Source organism: Allobosea sp. LC85 (assembly GCF_000735605.1).
Classification (GTDB): Bacteria; Pseudomonadota; Alphaproteobacteria; order Rhizobiales; family Beijerinckiaceae; genus Allobosea.
The window spans coordinates 84,216-101,150 of the sequence record NZ_JPKG01000056.1 but is presented as its reverse complement, the minus strand read 5'-3'; the positions used below and the strand labels follow the sequence as shown (position 1 = coordinate 101,150).

At 62.6% G+C, this 16,935-nt stretch carries 16 protein-coding genes and 2 pseudogenes; 8 read left to right on the top strand and 10 right to left on the bottom strand.

Annotated features, from left to right (window positions below):
* Window positions 1–141: pseudogene (locus FG93_RS33690) on the top strand (IS630 family transposase); the annotation flags it as partial.
* Here FG93_RS33690 and FG93_RS24975 read toward each other — a convergent pair.
* Entirely contained in the window at window positions 113–856 is a 744-nt protein-coding gene (locus FG93_RS24975; protein ID WP_244448730.1) for a LysR family transcriptional regulator, read from the bottom strand. The pseudogene FG93_RS33690 and the gene FG93_RS24975 overlap by 29 nt on opposite strands.
* Window positions 857–871: 15 nt before the next feature.
* A pseudogene (locus FG93_RS34070) lies at window positions 872–994 on the bottom strand (LysR family transcriptional regulator); the annotation flags it as partial.
* A 98-nt stretch (window positions 995–1,092) separates the two neighbouring features.
* Here FG93_RS34070 and FG93_RS24970 point away from each other — a divergent pair.
* Entirely contained in the window at window positions 1,093–1,593 is a 501-nt protein-coding gene (locus tag FG93_RS24970) for a lactoylglutathione lyase family protein (RefSeq protein ID WP_043239882.1), read from the top strand.
* A gap of 433 nt (window positions 1,594–2,026) precedes the next feature.
* Here the strand turns inward: FG93_RS24970 and FG93_RS24965 are convergent, their stop codons facing one another.
* Genes FG93_RS24965 through FG93_RS24950 form a run of 4 tightly spaced genes read right to left on the bottom strand, consistent with a single transcriptional unit; the run spans window position 2,027 to window position 6,452 of the window.
* Window positions 2,027–3,178, bottom strand: coding sequence for a serine hydrolase (locus FG93_RS24965; RefSeq protein ID WP_043239879.1), 1,152 nt, complete (start codon window positions 3,176–3,178; stop codon window positions 2,027–2,029).
* Window positions 3,175–4,755 (bottom strand): ABC transporter substrate-binding protein, encoded by a 1,581-nt coding sequence (locus FG93_RS24960; protein ID WP_043239877.1) that lies wholly within the window; start codon window positions 4,753–4,755, stop codon window positions 3,175–3,177. The genes FG93_RS24965 and FG93_RS24960 overlap by 4 nt, the downstream gene beginning before the upstream one ends.
* A 34-nt stretch (window positions 4,756–4,789) precedes the next feature.
* Window positions 4,790–5,113 carry a hypothetical protein gene (locus tag FG93_RS24955; protein WP_043239875.1) on the bottom strand — a complete coding sequence of 108 codons (324 nt, stop codon included), beginning with the start codon at window positions 5,111–5,113 and terminating at the stop codon, window positions 4,790–4,792.
* A 4-nt stretch (window positions 5,114–5,117) separates the two neighbouring features.
* On the bottom strand, window positions 5,118–6,452 hold the full coding sequence (locus FG93_RS24950) for an acyclic terpene utilization AtuA family protein (RefSeq protein ID WP_043239873.1): 1,335 nt from the start codon (window positions 6,450–6,452) through the stop codon (window positions 5,118–5,120).
* 69 nt (window positions 6,453–6,521) lie between these two features.
* On the opposite strand from FG93_RS24950, the gene FG93_RS24945 reads away from it, so the two are divergent.
* Complete coding sequence (locus tag FG93_RS24945) at window positions 6,522–7,424, top strand: LysR family transcriptional regulator (protein WP_043239870.1); 903 nt, start codon at window positions 6,522–6,524, stop codon at window positions 7,422–7,424.
* A gap of 341 nt (window positions 7,425–7,765) precedes the next feature.
* On the opposite strand, the gene FG93_RS24935 is transcribed toward FG93_RS24945, so the two are convergent.
* Entirely contained in the window at window positions 7,766–7,999 is a 234-nt protein-coding gene (locus FG93_RS24935) for a hypothetical protein (RefSeq protein WP_043239863.1), read from the bottom strand.
* A 146-nt stretch (window positions 8,000–8,145) separates the two neighbouring features.
* Between FG93_RS24935 and FG93_RS24930 the strand changes: the two genes are divergently transcribed.
* The 5 genes from FG93_RS24930 to FG93_RS24915 all read left to right on the top strand — a co-directional run bounded on the left by FG93_RS24930 (window position 8,146) and on the right by FG93_RS24915 (window position 14,174).
* The gene (locus tag FG93_RS24930; protein ID WP_043239860.1) at window positions 8,146–8,601 is read left to right on the top strand and encodes a VOC family protein; all 456 of its coding nucleotides are present in this window, start codon (window positions 8,146–8,148) and stop codon (window positions 8,599–8,601) included.
* A gap of 421 nt (window positions 8,602–9,022) precedes the next feature.
* Window positions 9,023–10,666 carry an MFS transporter gene (locus FG93_RS24925; protein ID WP_043239859.1) on the top strand — a complete coding sequence of 548 codons (1,644 nt, stop codon included), beginning with the start codon at window positions 9,023–9,025 and terminating at the stop codon, window positions 10,664–10,666.
* Window positions 10,667–10,895: 229 nt separating this feature from the next.
* Window positions 10,896–12,311 (top strand): cytochrome P450, encoded by a 1,416-nt coding sequence (locus tag FG93_RS24920; RefSeq protein WP_052514168.1) that lies wholly within the window; start codon window positions 10,896–10,898, stop codon window positions 12,309–12,311.
* Window positions 12,312–12,604: 293 nt separating this feature from the next.
* The gene (locus FG93_RS31420; protein ID WP_052514167.1) at window positions 12,605–13,483 is read left to right on the top strand and encodes an NAD(P)H-binding protein; all 879 of its coding nucleotides are present in this window, start codon (window positions 12,605–12,607) and stop codon (window positions 13,481–13,483) included.
* A gap of 160 nt (window positions 13,484–13,643) precedes the next feature.
* Window positions 13,644–14,174, top strand: a complete 531-nt coding sequence (locus FG93_RS24915; protein ID WP_043239856.1) for a dihydrofolate reductase family protein — start codon at window positions 13,644–13,646, stop codon at window positions 14,172–14,174.
* Between the two features lie 342 nt (window positions 14,175–14,516).
* Here the strand turns inward: FG93_RS24915 and FG93_RS32610 are convergent, their stop codons facing one another.
* The 3 genes from FG93_RS32610 to FG93_RS24905 form a co-directional block, all read right to left on the bottom strand.
* The gene (locus FG93_RS32610; RefSeq protein ID WP_152579614.1) at window positions 14,517–14,855 is read right to left on the bottom strand and encodes a hypothetical protein; all 339 of its coding nucleotides are present in this window, start codon (window positions 14,853–14,855) and stop codon (window positions 14,517–14,519) included.
* Window positions 14,856–14,993: 138 nt separating this feature from the next.
* Window positions 14,994–15,326, bottom strand: coding sequence for a hypothetical protein (locus FG93_RS32605; RefSeq protein ID WP_152579613.1), 333 nt, complete (start codon window positions 15,324–15,326; stop codon window positions 14,994–14,996).
* Window positions 15,327–15,389: 63 nt separating this feature from the next.
* The gene (locus FG93_RS24905; protein ID WP_210165840.1) at window positions 15,390–16,355 is read right to left on the bottom strand and encodes an ABC transporter substrate-binding protein; all 966 of its coding nucleotides are present in this window, start codon (window positions 16,353–16,355) and stop codon (window positions 15,390–15,392) included.
* Window positions 16,356–16,935 lie beyond the last annotated feature (580 nt).

Genomic DNA, 16,935 nt, shown 5'->3' with positions numbered 1-16,935 from the left:
GCCAAGCTCAAGGCGCATCTCCGAAAGGCGCAGGCCAGAACCTTCGATGCGCTCTGGAAGGCCGTCGGCAACATCTGCGACCTATTCAAGCCGCAAGAGTGCCAAAACCTCTTCAAACATGCCGGGTATGCGTACGATTAAACGTCCGACGGTCTAGCATCAGCCGTGCACGCCTGCTCAATGGCCATTCGGCACGATGGATAAGCCAAAGCGTATCGCAGACCTCGCGTTTTCCCGGAACGACCTGGATTTTCTCCGGTTGAGCGAACGACTCTCGCGCATGCTGGGGCAATACAGTGAAACCCAGTCCTCGCGAGACAGGTTCGAGGATCAGGGCAATCTGGTTGGTGAAGCCGCTGCGGCGAAGGCCGTGCAGGCCGGGATTTCCGGGAAAACGCGCCCGCAAGAGCCGCGTCGCCATCGCCTCGCCGTCCGGATGGTCGATGAAGCCGAGCCTCTGTAGATCCTCCCAGTTTTCCACCCTTTCCCCTGCGGGCGCGATCAGCTCCAGAGGCTCCTCGGCGAATTTCTCGACGGCGAGGCGCGGATCATCCGGTCGGATCGTCACCAGCCCCAGCTCGAAGCGGCTGGAGAGGACGGCTTCCACCACTTCCTGCGTTGGCGCGAAGCGGTGCCGGATCGAAAGGCCCGGATGTTTTTCCTGAAGCGCAAGCAGCCGTGGATAAAGCGTAAGACCGATGCTGCCCGGACTGATCAGGCTGATTTCGCCGCGCTTCTCGTCGGCGGCGGAAAGACGATGCCGCAGATGCTCCTCGGCCGCGCCCACCTCCCGGCAATAGTCCAGTAAGGCGCGGCCGGCCGGCGTCAGTTCGAGATTGCGTGGACGTCGCAGCACGAGCGGCCCGAGTTCCTGTTCGAGCCGCCCGACATGCTGGCTGACGCCCGCCTGCGTCAGGTCGAGGTGATCGGCCGCCCGCGTGAAGGAGCCGTGGTCGACCAGAGCAACGAAGCTGCGAAGCCATTGAGGGTGCATCATAATGATATTTTATGAGAACGATAATCCAATGACAATTCTCATTATACCATATCAATCCTAGCTAGACCGTTGGCATCATTTGCACGGAGCGCACCATGTCTGACGTCTACCCCCGCACGTTCTCTCATATTGGCCTGTCGGTCACGGACCTCGATAAGGCTGTCAAATTCTACACCGACGTCATGGGCTGGTATCTGATCATGCCGCCGACGACGATCACGGAAGACAAGTCCGCGATCGGCATCATGTGCAGCGATGTGTTCGGCGAGAAATGGGGCTCATTCCGCATCGCTCATCTGTCGACGGGTGATCGCGTCGGCGTGGAAATCTTCGAGTTTCCCAATGCCGAGCGCCCTGAGAACAATTTCGAATACTGGAAGAGCGGCATCTTCCATTTCTGCGTCCAGGACCCCGACGTCGAAGGGCTGGCGGAAAAGATCGTCGCGGCCGGCGGCAAGCGGCGCATGCCTGTCCGGGAATATTTCCCCGGCGAGAAGCCCTATCGTATGGTCTATATGGAAGACCCGTTTGGCAACATCATCGAGATCTACAGCCACAGCTATGAGCTGACCTATTCGGCCGGCGCCTACGCCTGACGCCCAAGATCGACCTCAGGACGATGCCGGCGCCGTCGAGCGCCCAGCTATGGGCCAGGCGCTGTCGTTGGCGGTCTTTAACTGAGGAGCCGTCTTCGAAGGCCCAGCGGCTGTTCGGCGGCGCCCCGAAGAGGATGCAGTCGTGTGACAGTCGATCTTACTGAGCCGCCCCCTGGGCGGATCGTCATGTCCTCGATCATCCGCTGGCGTAGCGGGCTGACGGCGGCAAGCTCGGTCATGGGGCTCTCCGAGGATCAGGGGAAACCCCGAAATCCTCGGATGCAGCGCCTCACATGGCGAAATCTCAGTGCTGACAGTCCTGCAGCACCCTGCCGCGAGAGCGGCTTGGTCCTGTGGCGCATTGTCCCCGGACGGGCGACGGGCGTTTGTGACCCATAACGGACCTCGCCTATGTCCGCTTCTGGGCTTCAGTTCATAGATTGCTGAGCACGGCCCTTTTGAACGCGAAGCGTTCGGCCTTGTAGTCGATGCCGTAACTCACAGCGAATGGTGGCTGCGGATGGCATGACAAGGTGACGATGACGACGTCCGCTTGGCGATTGAGGTAGAGCGTCTGACCGGCGAAGCCGGACGCGACCATGGCGCCGTCCGGATCGATCCACCAACTGTAGCCGTATCCATCGGCCCCGTAGGTGTTCGTCGACGGATCGAGCGTGAACATGCGAGAGCCTGCGGCGTCGAGCCATCCATCGGGAAGGATACGTTCGCCGGCGGTCAGCCCTCCCCGGAGCAGGAAGAGACCGAACCGGCCGAAGTCCCGCAGCGCCATGCCGGCGCGGCTGCCGCCGATCTCCTGACCGCCTTCGGATTCGAGCGTATAGAAGGCGTCGAACTCCATGCCGAACCGCGACCACACCTTGGCCGACATGTAGTCAGCCAGTGTCTGTCCGGTCGCCGCCGAAAGCAGCGCGCCGAGGACATAGGTATCGCCGGTGTTGTAATTGAAGTGCGTGCCCGGTGGGTGCAGGTTGCGCACGCTCCGCATCAGCGCCAGGACGCCGCCGGGGACCTTGTCGCCGAGGGATTTGCTGTAGCGGTTCACATGCGAGTTGCGATCGGTGTAATCCTCGTTCCAGTCAACGCCGGACGACATGGTGATGAGGTCGCGGACGCTGACTGCATCGTAGGCGCTGCCGAGCAGCGTCGGCAGATAGCGCGAGACCGCGTCGTCGAGGCTGGCGATGGCACCGTCCTGGAGGGCGGCGCCGACGAGCGTCGAGGTCAGCGACTTGATCATCGACATGGACGACCAGCGCAGGTGCTCCTCCAGCCCGAGCGCGTAGCGCTCGAGCCGGATGGTGTCACCCTGCAGCACCAGAAGCCCGGCGACATTGGTTCGGTGGATGTAATCCTCGACGCCGCGAATTTCGCCGCCGAGCTCGTATTCCGAGGCGACCTCCGGGCCACGCGCGAGGGGAAAGGCGCGCTCGCCCCGCGCGATTTTGCGCGTTGCGAACATGCTGTCGACATTGCGATAGGCATAGGCCTGCCAGGTCGGCGAGAGCAGCAGGAAATCCTCGCCACGCGGAACGTGCTGGTGCGGCTGTGCGTTGTCGGCACTCATACCCTGCGCACTCCGTAGAACAGCGGCAGGCCCTTCTGCACGCCCGTCAGGTTGCTGCGATAGGCCGTCTGCTGGAAGTACAGGCCCGTCGGCGCGTAGGGCACCGTTTCGAAGGCGACACGCTGGATGTCGGCGCAGATCGTGGCCTGTGTCTTTTCATCCGGTGCGCGGAACCAGTCCATGCGCAACTCCTCGAGACGTGGGATGTCGGACCAGCCGAAGATCGCGGAGGTGCCGCTGCCGCGGAGGAAATTGTTGCTCGAAGGATTGAGCAGGCCGACTCCAGCGGTGAAGGTTCCGACCAGGTGCCAGCCGCCTTTGTCGGGAGACTGACGGTTATTGGCGCGGGCGAGCACCGTGCCCCAGTCCATCACCTGCATGTCGATATTGAAACCGGCCTGCTTCAAGGCGTCGGTGACGACCTCGCCCTGGACCTTGAGCGTGGCGATGTCACCGGGGACGAGGTAGACCAGCGGCTCTCCCTTGTAGCCGGCTTCCTTGAGCAGGCGCCGAGCCGCCCCCCTGTCCGGCGGCTCCCTCAATGCGTCGAGACCGACCTTGCTCGCCATCGGCGTATCGGGAAGGAAATAGCCGACCTTGTCCCTCCAGTGCTTGGGATCCTCGCCGATGACGGCGGTCATGACGTCTTTCTGACTGATCGCTGCCAGCGCGGCTCGCCGCACGAGCGCCTCGCTCGTCGGCCCCTGCAGGAAGTTGAAGCGGATGACACCGGCTGATCCGAAGGTGTCAATCAGGTCCAGCTTGACGTTCCCTCTCGCTGCAAGCAGGTCCCAGTAGTCGGAAGCAGGCTGCTCCCACCAATCGATCTCTCCTGTCTGAAGGGCAGAGGCAGCCGTGGCGACGTCCGGCATGACCAGCCACTCGACCCGGTCGAAATGGGCGATCTTCGGACCAGCCAAGGCACTCGTCTGCCCGCTCTGACGCGGCACATAACCTGCGAATTTCTCGTAAACGAGGCGGCTGCCTGGCACCCTCTCTCCAGGGACGAAGCGATAGGGGCCACTGCCGACCATCTCCGTGACCTGAGCCGTAGGCTCCGTCAGCGCGAGTCGCTCGGGCATGATCACCGCGTTGTTGGTGCCGAATTTCCCGAGCGCGTCGGGCAGCATCGGGAACGGAGCCTTGAGCCGGAACCGGACGGCACGGTCCGAAACGGCCGAGAGTTCGTCCGTGATCGCCGCCAGAACCTGGCCCACATTGTCGCGCTTCCACCACCTTTTCAGGCTTGCGACCACATCACGGGCGAGCACCGGGGTCCCGTCGTGGAAGCGCAGGCCTTCGCGAAGGGTAAGCGTCCACTGAAGGCCGTTCTGCTCCACGAGATGGCCCTCCACCATCTGCGGCTGGGCGCGGTTGTGCTCGTCGGCTCCGTAGAGCGTGTCGAAGATCATCAGCGCGTGATTTCGCGTGACGTAGGACACGCTCATGATCGGGTCGAGGATCGCCACGTCGGACTGCGGAGCGAATTTGAGAACCGAGGCACCTTGTGCCCGCACGATCGATGGCATGCTCAGCGCCGTCGCCATACCGGCAAGAAATCCGCGTCTTGTGGTCATAGCCGATCCCCTCTTTGAATTGATGATTGCCCCGTCAGACGGTGCCGCCCGCCGGAGCGGGCAGATCGAGATCGAGCAGGGCCGAACTGAGAGCCTTGCCGTGTGCGTCGAGCGCCAGCGAGCGCGTGACGCCACCGCCGAGCGCGCCCCTCATGACGAAGTTCAGGGCGCCGAGCCCCGGCAGCTCGTAGCGCGTGACCGGTCCGGTCACGATGCCGGCGAAGAGCGCGGCCACCCGATTCGCGGTCACGTGTTCGGCGATGAACGGGTAGTCGGCTTCGTCGAAGGCGATGACCGATATGGTCGAGACATCGCCCTTGTCGCCGGTCCGGGAGTGCGCGATCTGGCGAAGCTTCATCGCATCATGCCTCGAATACGGTCAGCTGCGTCGAGACGATGCTTTCGGGCACCAGCGTCGAGGCGATCGCGACGACCTGCCTGACCGATTTCCAACAACCGCCGCCGCCGGCCGGTCCGTTGGTGTAGAGCGCCTCGACCTCGTTGCCGATCGCCGTCGCGTCGGCGACCGTCCCGGTACGCGCGACCACACGGACCCGCACCTCGTAGGGCGCGCCACCGCGCGACAGGTCGGCGCCATGCAACGCGTCGACCCCGATCAAGTCGAAGCGGGCCTCCACCATAGGGACGCTGGTCATCGCCAGGCGTTCGCGCACAATCGCGAGCGCGAGACGGCCACGTTCCAGCGCTCCCGCTCCAGCATAGGAGATCTGGCCCTCGCCGACGAAACCGTCGAGATGGCCGACGCAGACCTTGATCAGGCCGGTCTTCGCTCCACCGCGCCCGCCTTCGACGGCGACGCGATCCGTTCCTGTGCTCCGCACACGGACCTGCGAGAAATCGGCCACCACGTCGGGCTGGAGGTATCGCGCCGGATCCTCGATCTCGTACAGCAACTGCTCCTTGACAGTGGCCGTCGTTACTGCCCCGCCCGTGCCTTCGAGCTTGGTCACGATCAGATCGCCATTCTCGGACACCTCGCCGATCGGAAAACCCAGGCGCGCGAGATCGGGGATGTCCTTCACGCCCGGATCGGCGAAATAGCCGCCGGTGATCTGCCCGGCACATTCGAGCAGATGGCCGACCAGAACGCCCTTGCCGAGACGCTGCCAGTCGTCGGAGCGCCAGCCGAAGGCGTGGATCAGCGGCCCGAGAAACAGGGCCGGATCGGCGGCGCGCCCCGTGACGACGACATCCGCGCCGGCGGCGAGCGCCTCCGCGATCGGCCCCGCGCCGATATAGGCGTTGGCCGAGATCACCCGGCTCCCCAGATCGGACAGTGTGCCGCCTTCCAGAAGCGGGAGATCGTTTTCCGCGATGCTGTCGAGAATGTCGTCGCCCGTGACGGCGGCAACCTTGAGGCCGGCGAGGCCCATCCGGCGCGCCACGTCGCGGACGACGCCTGCGGCAGCGAGCGGATTGGCGGCGCCCATGTTGGTGACGACCCGCGTACCGGCGGCGCGGCAGGCCGGAAGAACCGCCGACATCCGCCGTTCCAGCTGAGGATCGTATCCCTTGTGCGGGTCTTTGAGACGCTCCTGCTGGGCGAGCGCGATGGTGCGCTCGGCCAGGCATTCGAAGACGAGATAGTCGAGCCGTCCGCGCTGCGCGAGCTCGACGGCGGGCGCGATCCGATCCCCCGCAAAACCAGCTCCGGCACCGATCCTGATTGTCCGCATGCTTCACGGTGCGCGATGGGAAACAATCAAGCAATTGAAATAATTTAATCTTACCGATAGGGTTTTACTATGGATGTCAGCATTCGTCAGATCAGGGCTTTCGTCGCCGTCGCGCGATTGAACAGCTTCACCCGGGCGGCTGCACTGCTGCATGTGGCACAGCCGACCTTGACGGTGCAGATCAGGAAGCTCGAAGAAGCGCTTGCCGTCCGGCTATTCGACCGGACCTCCCGCTCGGTCGCCTTGACGCAGACCGGTCGCGACCTGCTGCCGGTGCTGGCGCGGCTCGTCCAGGATCTGGACGGCCTGCTCTCCGAGGTCCGCAGCCAAGGCACCGGCTATCGAGGGCTGGTCAGGATCGCCGCATTGCCTACGGCGACCGCCGGACTGCTGCCAAAGGCCATCAAGTCGTTTCGCGCCGCCCATCCCGGCGCCGATTTCAGAGTGCGCGACGTCATAGCCCGTCGCGTACTGGTACTCGTGGAGGAAGAAGAGGTGGATATCGGGATCACGGGCGGCCCGACGAACACGGACGACGTCGACGTTCTGCTCTCCATCGAGGATCGCATGCATGTCGTCTTTCCGCAGGTTCATCCCCTGGCGGCGGCCGAGACCATCTCGCCGGAGTTGCTCATGCAGTACCCGCTGATCATGATGGACCCCGACACCAGCGTCCGCTCCGTGGTGGAGGCGGGCTTTCACGCTGCCGGTTTCATCCCGCGACCGGCCGGGGAAGCAACCTATATGATGACAGCGATCGGGATGGTCCAGGCCGGTCTCGGCATTACGATACTGCCGTCTTCGGCGCAGGAGATCGGCGTGGATCCGACGCTCCGGTCGCGGGCGATCGAGGCTGCCGGATTCGTCCGGCAAATCAGTCTCGTCAAGAAGAGCGGCCGAGCTTTGTCGCCGCTCTCGGCTCTCTTCGTCCGCCATGTCTGTGAAGCGACCGCTCAAGACCTCTGCGAGTGAACGCGCAACAATTCCGTACGGTCTGGAGAGCGATGGCTTCTGTTGCTGGTCGAGACCGGGCCTTGACCAGGTCTATCCGGAATGTCCGCTGTCAGGCCAGGTTTCGATGTCCACGTCGAAATACACGACCTCGGGGCGAAGATCGACATCAGCTTGTCGATATCCTTGTCGCGGCAGGCCTCGATGCGGCGGTCGAGCAAGGCTTCGATTTCGGGGTGGGCGCCAGCCATCCCATGTCTCTCCTCAGGACGCCTGACGCGAACGGCTGCGCAGTGCGCCGTTCGCGCCACGGCTTGCGCCATCGCGGTGGCCGCGATCTCGGCCTGCCCAGTGCCCATCATTCACGCCTGGTCCTTGAGGGCGGTCGCTTGTTGTTGTTCGGCGCAATGGGCACAGCAGTAGATGATCTCATCCTGCTCGACGCCATGTCCTATGACCCGGCATCCGCAATGCGGACAGGTCGGTGCGAGCTTCTGGATGGCGCATTCGAAACTGTCGAATGTGTAGGTTTGACCGTTCGAAACGAGCTGGAACGCCTTGTCGTAGTCATTTCCGCATTGATCGCATCGAGCCATGGCGAAGTCCTCCCGAGAGGCCGAACCGGCAAGGGGACGCGAAGTTCCAGCGCGAAGTGGGATTGGCCTGCCGGCAAACAGGTGCCGGCTGCGAGTTCGTCGGCTACCGTCCAGCAGCGACACCATCACGGGGCGCGACCGACATCATGACCAAAAGCAAATTGCTAGGAATGGACAATGTCGGCATCGCGGTGGAATCCCTCGATGATGCCATCTCTTTTTTCATCGAGCTTGGCCTGACGCTTGAGGGGCGCGCCATGGTTGAAGGAGAATGGGCCGGACGCGTCACTGGACTGGGTCATCAGCGCGTCGAGATCGCCATGATGGTCACTCCCGACGGCCGCAGCCGCCTCGAGCTCTCGCGTTTTCTCACCCCGGCTGTCGTCGCCGATCACCGGAGCGCCCCGGTGAACGCCCTCGGCTACCTGCGTGCCATGTTCACGGTGAGCGACATCGACGAAACACTCACCAGACTTCGCACGCACGGTGCGCAGCTCGTCGGCGACGTGGTTCAGTACGAGGATGCGTATCGGCTCTGCTACATCCGCGGCCCCGAAGGCCTTCTCATCGGACTGGCAGAACCACTCGGCAGTCATCGGTAACGACCCAGTCTGTTGGCCGCGCCGCCTTCGATCGCGGCGGCGAAGTCCAGCTCGTGACGCCCATGCGGCGCGGCGGCGGTGAACACCGCGGGAAACGTTCAAGGTCAGGCTTGCATCCGTCACGCCTAAAGCCCCGGCCCGAAAAGTGGATGGCGGTTTTCGAGAAGGACGATGCAAATACAAAGGGTTAGATCATCGGACCGGATACGGTTTCCGGTCCGATGATCTGGAGCCGCTTGCGCTGCCGTCGCGATTCGCGGCGGTCGTTCGAGGCGAATGACGCTCGGACCGTTTGTTCGGGGTGCATGCGGGACGTCCGCTGTTGGTGCTTTCCAAACAGAATGGGTGACGTAAGATTTCGCAATCACGCTCGGAGCCAACGCCGGCGCCCGAAGAACCGACGTCGGAATTGAGCCGAGTTATGGATGTGCAAAAGCCCGCGGCCAGCACTGGGCCGTTTGCGCCTCTGAACAACGTGACGTTCCGGGCAATCTGGCTGGCCGGATTGATCTCGGGGTTGGGATGGCTCATCCAGACCATCGCAATGAGCTGGCTGATGGCAACCATCACGCCGTCCAGCCTGATGGTCGCACTGGTTCAGGCCGCGACGAACCTGCCCGCTTTCATTCTATCGATCTTCGCCGGGGCCATCGTCGACAATTTCAATCGCCGCAAGGTGATGCTGATGGCGCGGTCCCTGATGGCCGTGACCGCTGTCGCGCTGACGATCCTCGTCGCAGTGGGAATGATCAACCCCTGGATCATCCTGTTCTTCAGCTTCCTCGCGGGGTGCGGCATCGCCTTCAACGACCCGGCCTGGCAGGCGTCGGTGGGCGATATCGTCGATCGAAAAGATCTCGCGGCGGCCGTCACGCTGACATCCGTCGGGTTCAACACCGTGCGCAGCGTGGGGCCGGCGCTCGGCGGCATCATTCTCGCTTCCTTCGGCCCCTTGACGGCGTTTTGCCTGTACACCCTTGGCCACCTCGCGCCGCTGATCGTCGTCTGGCGATCCCGGTGGAAAGTTCCCGCCGCGAGACTGCCACCCGAAGCGATGCTGACGGCGATCTCCGACGGAATCCGCTTCACGTCCCTGTCTTCGGAGATCAAGACCGCGATCGCACGCGGCTTCCTGTTCGGACTCGCCGGCATCGCCATCCTCGCACTTCTTCCGTTGGTGGTTCGCGATCAGCTGAAACAGGGAGCCGTTGCCTACGGGGTCCTCATGGCCGGCTTCGGCGCAGGAGCGCTGCTGGCGGGCCTGTCCTCGACGGCGCTCAGGCGAAAATTGTCGGATGAACAGCTGCTGAAGCTGGCTTGCATTGCCTGCGCGACATGCACGATCAGTCTTTCGCTGACGCAAACCGCTGCCGTCGCGGCCGTCGCGCTCATGCTCGGCGGTGCCGGATGGGTCCTGGGGTGGTCGGGCCTGAGCATCAGCGTGCAATGGGCGAGCCCCCGCTGGGTCATCGGCCGGACGATTTCGCTCTATTACGCTCTGACCTCACTCGGGCTCGCCGCCGGGAGCTGGCTGTGGGGGATGATCACCGAGAGCTATTCCCTGGTTTTCGCCCTGCAGGCGTCGACCGCAGCCTCTCTTGGCGTCGCCCTTATCGGTTTCTTCCTGCCCATCCATCAGCGCAAGGAATCCGATGTTTCGACGCCCGATCACTTCGAGGCGCCCGCGATCGGCCTGGACCTGAAGCCGCGAAGCGGGCCGATTGCGGTCAAGATCGAGTATCGGGTCGCCACCGATCAGGTTGAGGCCTTTCTCGCCTTGATGCAGCAGCGCCGGCGAGCCCAAGGGCGCAACGGCGCCCGGAGATGGATTCTGACGCGCAATCTGCACAATACGACGGTTTGGACCGAGACGTTCCGCACGCCCACCTGGAACGATTATCTGCGCTTCAATTATCGCCAAACGGCAGCCGACAAAGCGCTGAATGCCAGTCTCGTCGACCTGCACATGGGGCATGACGCGCCGGACGTGATCCTCTCGATCGAACGGCCCACCGCTGCGCCTGGAAAGGCCGATGTTTTCCGGTCCGACATGCCCCACACCTGACCGGCGCGCTTCCAGAGGCCCCGCAATGGGGCGATTCTGCCCCGCCGCTGTCGCGCTCCGCAAATCGGCTTCCAGCCTGGCGCCAGAGTTCGGCTATTGGCGGGCGCGTTTCGGGCCGCTGCATCGGCGGCTCGGGCGAAACTCAAGATGCGACCCGCTCCGGCCTTTGAAACGACATCCGCATCGGTCACCTTGGCCTGGCGGTCATGCGATCAGAAGGTGGCGTCGAATGGCTCTGTCGGAGGTCATTGCCGAGCGGCGTAAAAGGCGAACGCCCCCGGCGCCGATTCCCAGCGACCGGGAATTCGGCCGGCTGGAGCTGCTGCTGCGCCTGCGTCGCAACCCGCTGACACTCTGGCGGGAGCAGCATTTCCAGGACCCCATCGTCGCCGGCAAGAGCGTGCTGGGCTATGGCGTCGTCATCTCGGATCCCGCTGCGATCCGGCACGTGCTCGTCGAGAACGGCGCGAATTATCAGAAGGACGCGCTTCAGAGAGCCATTCTCGCGCCCGGCCTGGGCGAGGGGCTGCTGACGGTCGAGGGCGACGCCTGGAAGCGGGCCCGCCGCACGCTTGCACCCCTGTTCACGCCGAGGCGCGTCGAAGCGCTCGCCAAAAGGATGCTGCCCCCGATCGCCGGGCAGGTGGCCCGGATGGCGCAACGACGTCCAGGCAGGATCGTCGACATCAGCCAGGACATGACGCGGCTGACCTATGACGTTCTGGCCGAAACGCTGTTTTCGAACGCGATCGCGGGCGGCGCCACGGCGTTCGGGAGGGCTTTGACCCATTATTTCGCGACACAGGGCAAAATTGATCCGCTCGACGTCCTGGGCGCACCGGCCTGGATCCCGCGCATCGGCCGCCTTCGGGCGCGTTCGGCCATCGACTTCTTCGCACGGCAGATCGACGCGATCGTGACCGACCGGCAAGCGCTGCGCATGTCTCGTCCGGCAATCGCAGACCCGGATGGGCGCGACCTGCTGGATGCGCTTCTCGATGCGCGCGATCCCGAAACCGGCACGGGCCTCAGTGAAGCGGAGGTCGGGGCGAATATCGTGACGTTCATCGGCGCCGGCCATGAGACGACCGCCAACGCCCTGACGTGGTCGCTCTACCTCGTCGCGATGACCCCCGATGTCAGGGAGCGCCTCGAGGCCGAGGCTGACACTGTCGCTGCCGACCCGGTTGCGGCAGCGCTCGCTGGTGATCGCCTGACCATGACGCGCGCCGTGATCGAGGAGGCGATGCGGCTCTACCCGCCTGTGCCCTCGCTGTCGCGCGCGGCGCTGGCCGAGGACCACGCCGGCGGCGTCGCGATCCCCAAAGGCGCGCTCGTGATCATCTCGCCTTATGTGCTGCACCGGCATCGGACTCTCTGGACCGCACCGCGGCAATTCTGGCCGGAACGCTTCTTGCCTGGAGAGCGCGAGACGATCGATCGCTACGCCTATCTGCCGTTCGGCGCCGGGCCGAGGGTCTGCATCGGCCAGCAATTCGCGATGACCGAGGCCGTGCTGGGCCTGACGATGCTGATCGGCGCTTTCCGTTTCGACTATGCCGGCCGTGATCCGCCGGTCCCGATGCAGCAGATCACGCTTAGGCCGCAGGGCGGCATGCCGATGAAGGTCCGGGCCCGTCGTTAGATCATCGGACCAGATAGCGTGCCCGGTCAGATGATCTGACCTTTTTGTGTTTGCATCGGCTTTGCCCCGAAAACCGCAATCCACTTTTCGGGCCGATGCATTCTGTGTCTGCATCGGCTATGCCCCGAAAACCGCAATCCACTTTTCGGGCCGATGCTTTAGTCTGAAGACCCTGGGGTTGAAGATCTGACCCGTATTCGGCAGCAAAAACTACGAAACAGCAGGTAAGTGCCTGGACGGATGAGATATTCTCTGCAATCCGTGGAAACAATCGACAGGCCTACGCGCCGCACATGATTCTCGTGACCGGAGCGTCGGGATCTGTCGGCGGCATGGCGCTCCGCCGCCTTTCTGCCATGGGGTGTCGCGTGGCCGCGATGGCTCGCAGCCCCCGCAAAGCGCAGGAGACCGTGCCGGCAGGTGTTCCAGTTCGGATCGCCGACTACGATGACGTGGCAAGTCTCGAGACGTCCTTCGCTGGCGTCTCCAGCCTCCTGTTCGTTGCCAGTGACGGCGACGGGCGGGACGTCCTGCGCCACCATGCGAACGTGATCGATGCAGCCGCGGCCACGGGCATCAAGCAGGTCATCTTTACCAGCATTCTCGACATCGAAGAGACGTCACCGTTCTATTACACCCCGGTTTACCGGGATGCCGAGCGGCGGCTGGCAGAGAGTGGATTGAATTACACGATACTTCGATGCGGCCTGTACTGCGACCTGCTGCTCTCGCACTGGCTCGAACCCGCGAGAGCCACTGGGGAACTTTGCCTTCCCGTGGGGCAGGCACGCGTTGCGCCTGTTTCTCGGGCGGATGTTGCCGCGGCGGCCGCCGCGCTGACCGTCGCCGCGGATCGCAACGGCCAGATGAACGGCCAAGTGAACGGCAAGATGTATGAATTGACCGGCCCGAGAGCATACGCGTTCGACGAGATTGCGGAGGTGGCAAACGAGGTCTTCGGCACGCGGATTCGATACGTCTCCTGTTCCCCGAGTGACTATCTGAGACGAGCCTGGGCGGACATGCACGATCCCTGGCCCCATGCCTTCACGACGCTGTGCGCCTCCATCGGGGAGGGGCGCTACGCACGGGTCTCGACGGATAGTGCTGATCTCCTCGGTCGACCTGCCACAGACCTGAGGGAGTTTCTCGTTCGATCCGCTGTCGCGTAACGGGCCCATCCGTTTCCACAGTTGACCTGCATTCGGTCCTCCTATGCCGATGCGGTTCTGGTGAGAGGCTCCAAACGTCCCCATGTGGCAGGGAGTATTGATCAAGTCGGCGACGTTGGATCAATCTGGCTTTTGCTCTTGAGTGCCGGATCCGTACAGCATGGCGAAGCTCATTTTCAGAATGAACCAGTCCCTCGACGGCTATGTCGACCACCTGGAGATGCCGTCCGGCCCCACGATCTTTCGTCACTGGATGGAGCAGGTGCGCGGCCTGGCGGGCAGTGTGTACGGTCGCGGCATGTACGAGGTCATGCGGTATTGGGACGAAGACCGTCCTGAGTGGGACGCGGAGCGACGCGACTTCGCGGCGGCGTGGCGGGGCCAACCGAAATGGGGTGTGTCGCGCTCGCTGAAGTCGGTCGGCCCCAACGCCACGCTTGTCGGGGATGACGTCGAGGCGGTGATACGGGGGCTGAAGGCCGAGCTCGTTGGGGAGATTTCAGTCTCCGGACCAAACCTGGCACGAAGCCTGACCGATCTTGGTCTGATCGATGAGTATCAACTCTACCTGCAACCGTTCGTGCTTGGTCACGGCAAGCCATTCTTCGCCGGCCCCCGGCCGCCGCTTCGCTTTGTGGCCAGCGATCTGATTGGCGATGACGTGGTCAGGTTGACCTACGTTCCTGCCTGATCACGCAACTCGCCCGACGGGTCCGCGTCGACGCAATGACCGGCATGAGTGTGGAATGCGGACACACATTGTAGCGGCATCTGCTATCCTCGCGGACGCAAGAACCTCATCGTGGAAAAGGTATATGGCGCGACGGCAGCAAACCACATCCGACCCTGGCCGATCTGCAAGGCGGATGATTGCAACAGCCATCGTCTTGGCCGTGGCATTCGGCATTTTCTGTATCGTTGCGGTGGAGGTCGGTTATCGGCAGATGGGACAGGTTTACGTCCCCAGAACGCTCGTGCCGTAGCCATGATCCAGATCGAGCCAGGGCCGCTAAGGGCCGAGAGCAACCATTGATCAGCGGCTGAGGCGAAGCCGGCGAGCGGCATTCACCCGGCGTTTGAGTTCATCCATGATGTCCTTGACCTCACAATCCACGACGTAAAGGTCGCCCAGAGAGCGCCCTTTCAAAGGGCCGCCATATAGGAGGCCCATGACGCGATAAAAAATGCGGGCGTGCAAGGGGCCTCTGCCGAAGGGCATCGCCAAGCCCGTCTTGTACAGCCATCGGTTGGGAGCGTCGCCAGCACGCGACGCAAGCCATTCCCGATAGGCGATACATTTTTCAAGTTGGTCAGCAAGTTCATCATCGCCGAGCTTGGCGAGGTCGCCGCGAAGATTAAAGCCAAGTCTCAAGCGGCTCTCCGCTGCTTCGGTTAGAGACGGTAGAAAGCCCCGCCTTTCATCTTAGATGGTCGCCTCAAACTTGTCGTACCGTCAATGTCGGCAACGGGTCGTTTTCGGAAGGGGCGATCAGATAAGGGACGGAAGCCGTCATGGACGATTCCGACCAACTGCCTCCCTGCATTCCTGAAGAAACGCTATCATCCCGTCCAATGTCTCCGGAGGCAAAATGACCGGATAGCCGTCGAGGTTGCCGCCACTTTCGTCGAAGTCGCGAGGCATCATAAACACCACTTTCGCATCACCTTTTAGGCGAACCAACTGAACTAACAGTCCTCCAAAGTATCGTTTATTGATGGTTTCAGCGCTATGGAGCGGATTTAGAAAATCAAGAATGCGACTAAGCATTGAATTACCTCCGCACAACTCGGACAGCTTGGCAAAGCGCGGGCCGATGTAAAACTCTTCTGCAACGACCGGCATGCGTGGTTTGCAGAGTTTGGCCCCGCTATCCCGGCTGGGCCGGTTCGTGCCCAATAGCCGACATCATTCAATGACCTCAGTTGCCTGTGCGAGGAGCGTGATTGGCACCGTGAGGCCCAGCGCTTTCGCCGTTTTGAGATTGATGACGAGATCGAACTTGGTCGGCAGCAACACTGGCAAGTCGGCTGGCTTCTCGCCCTTGAGAATTCGGCCGACATAGATGCCGACCAGGCGAAGCGCGCTCGCGTAGTTACTCCCATAGCTGATGAGCGCTCCGGCCACGGTGGCTTCCCGGAAAGGGAACATCGCGGGCATCGCATGGCGCGCGAGTACGGCGATGAGACTGTCTCGGTAGCTTCCGAACAAAGTGTCCGGGACAACATTGATCGCTTCGACCTGCTTTTCGGCAAGACTAGCGATGGCCGACTCGAACTCGCTTTCGGTGCTGGCGCTGACAGACTCGATGGGTACTCCGATGGCGTCGGCAAAAATTTGCCAACGGGCTTTACCGCCCAGGTGAGTTGGATTGTTGGGATTTACCAGCATGGCGATGGCTCTTGCCTTCGGCACCAGCTCACGGAGTATTTCCAATTGCTTTGACAGAATTTCGCTACCGAATACGGTAACGCCGGTCATATTTCCGCCCGGCCGGCTCAGGCTGGCGACGAGGCCGGTTTGGACCGGATCGGTCCCCATCAAAAACACGATCGGAATGATCTTGGTTGCCGCTTGAGCCGCAAGGGGTGAGACGGTTGCGCCACTCGCAACGATCACGGCCACTCGTCTGCCAACCAGCTCAGCCGCAAATGCCGGCAGCCGATCATATTGCGCTTCCGCCCTCCGGTATTCGATCGTGACGTTCCGTCCTTCGACGAAACCAGACTCCTTTAGCCCGGCGTGGAATTCGGCCGAAAGGCTCGTTGTGGACGTCGCAGACCCACTCTCAAGAACCCCGATTACGGGCATCGCCGGCCTCTGAGCATCCGCAGCGAGCGGCCACGCCGCCGCCGCTCCACCGACAAGCGACATGAACTCGCGCCGCTGCATTGCCTGTCATGCCCGATGCTCTCAACCCGAGCGTAAGCGATTACGCGATAAAGGTCCAAGCGGTCGAATGTCTCCCACGGGGCACATCTCGACCGTCAAGCGCTTCATCGCGAATGTCTCAGTTGGGTCGATTCCGGAAGTGGCGACGACGCGCCGCCAACGTCTTAGTTGGGTGGGGAGCCGAAGTTCGAGCCAAGTCCATCAACCACGATTTGTCACAAATCTTGACGGAATCATTCTGCTGGACGAAGTGCGACAAGCAGAAAGAGGCCTATCGTCGCCATGAATGTCCGCTTGATCGCGTGGAGTGGGATAATAGGCTTCTGCGCGATATTGCTGACCAGCAGTCGCGCCTTCCAAGCGAGCTTTATGCCTCCAACCGGCCCGTTCGCCGAACGGCTCGCAACTCTTCAGTATGATCAACAGGGGCGCCCCATTCAAAGCGCAACTGACATTTTGAACGATGTTCTCTCTCCGTATCGCGTGAAGAGGGGTCAAAAGGGCCCGAAAAGCCCTGTAAATGAAGCGCTCAAGGCTGCGAGATTTGCCTGTTCAACGCTTT

What these genes read in the sequence shown, in the direction of transcription:
- FG93_RS24970 (WP_043239882.1), top strand. Translation starts at nt 1,093, where the DNA reads ATGTCTGACGTCTACCCCCGCACGTTCTCTCATATTGGCCTGTCGGTC.
- FG93_RS24965 (WP_043239879.1), bottom strand. Translation starts at nt 3,178, where the DNA reads ATGAGTGCCGACAACGCACAGCCGCACCAGCACGTTCCGCGTGGCGAG.
- FG93_RS24960 (WP_043239877.1), bottom strand. Translation starts at nt 4,755, where the DNA reads ATGACCACAAGACGCGGATTTCTTGCCGGTATGGCGACGGCGCTGAGC.
- FG93_RS24955 (WP_043239875.1), bottom strand. Translation starts at nt 5,113, where the DNA reads ATGAAGCTTCGCCAGATCGCGCACTCCCGGACCGGCGACAAGGGCGAT.
- FG93_RS24950 (WP_043239873.1), bottom strand. Translation starts at nt 6,452, where the DNA reads ATGCGGACAATCAGGATCGGTGCCGGAGCTGGTTTTGCGGGGGATCGG.
- FG93_RS24945 (WP_043239870.1), top strand. Translation starts at nt 6,522, where the DNA reads ATGGATGTCAGCATTCGTCAGATCAGGGCTTTCGTCGCCGTCGCGCGA.
- FG93_RS24935 (WP_043239863.1), bottom strand. Translation starts at nt 7,999, where the DNA reads ATGGCTCGATGCGATCAATGCGGAAATGACTACGACAAGGCGTTCCAG.
- FG93_RS24930 (WP_043239860.1), top strand. Translation starts at nt 8,146, where the DNA reads ATGACCAAAAGCAAATTGCTAGGAATGGACAATGTCGGCATCGCGGTG.
- FG93_RS24925 (WP_043239859.1), top strand. Translation starts at nt 9,023, where the DNA reads ATGGATGTGCAAAAGCCCGCGGCCAGCACTGGGCCGTTTGCGCCTCTG.
- FG93_RS24920 (WP_052514168.1), top strand. Translation starts at nt 10,896, where the DNA reads ATGGCTCTGTCGGAGGTCATTGCCGAGCGGCGTAAAAGGCGAACGCCC.
- FG93_RS31420 (WP_052514167.1), top strand. Translation starts at nt 12,605, where the DNA reads ATGATTCTCGTGACCGGAGCGTCGGGATCTGTCGGCGGCATGGCGCTC.
- FG93_RS24915 (WP_043239856.1), top strand. Translation starts at nt 13,644, where the DNA reads ATGGCGAAGCTCATTTTCAGAATGAACCAGTCCCTCGACGGCTATGTC.
- FG93_RS32605 (WP_152579613.1), bottom strand. Translation starts at nt 15,326, where the DNA reads ATGCCGGTCGTTGCAGAAGAGTTTTACATCGGCCCGCGCTTTGCCAAG.
- FG93_RS24905 (WP_210165840.1), bottom strand. Translation starts at nt 16,355, where the DNA reads ATGTCGCTTGTCGGTGGAGCGGCGGCGGCGTGGCCGCTCGCTGCGGAT.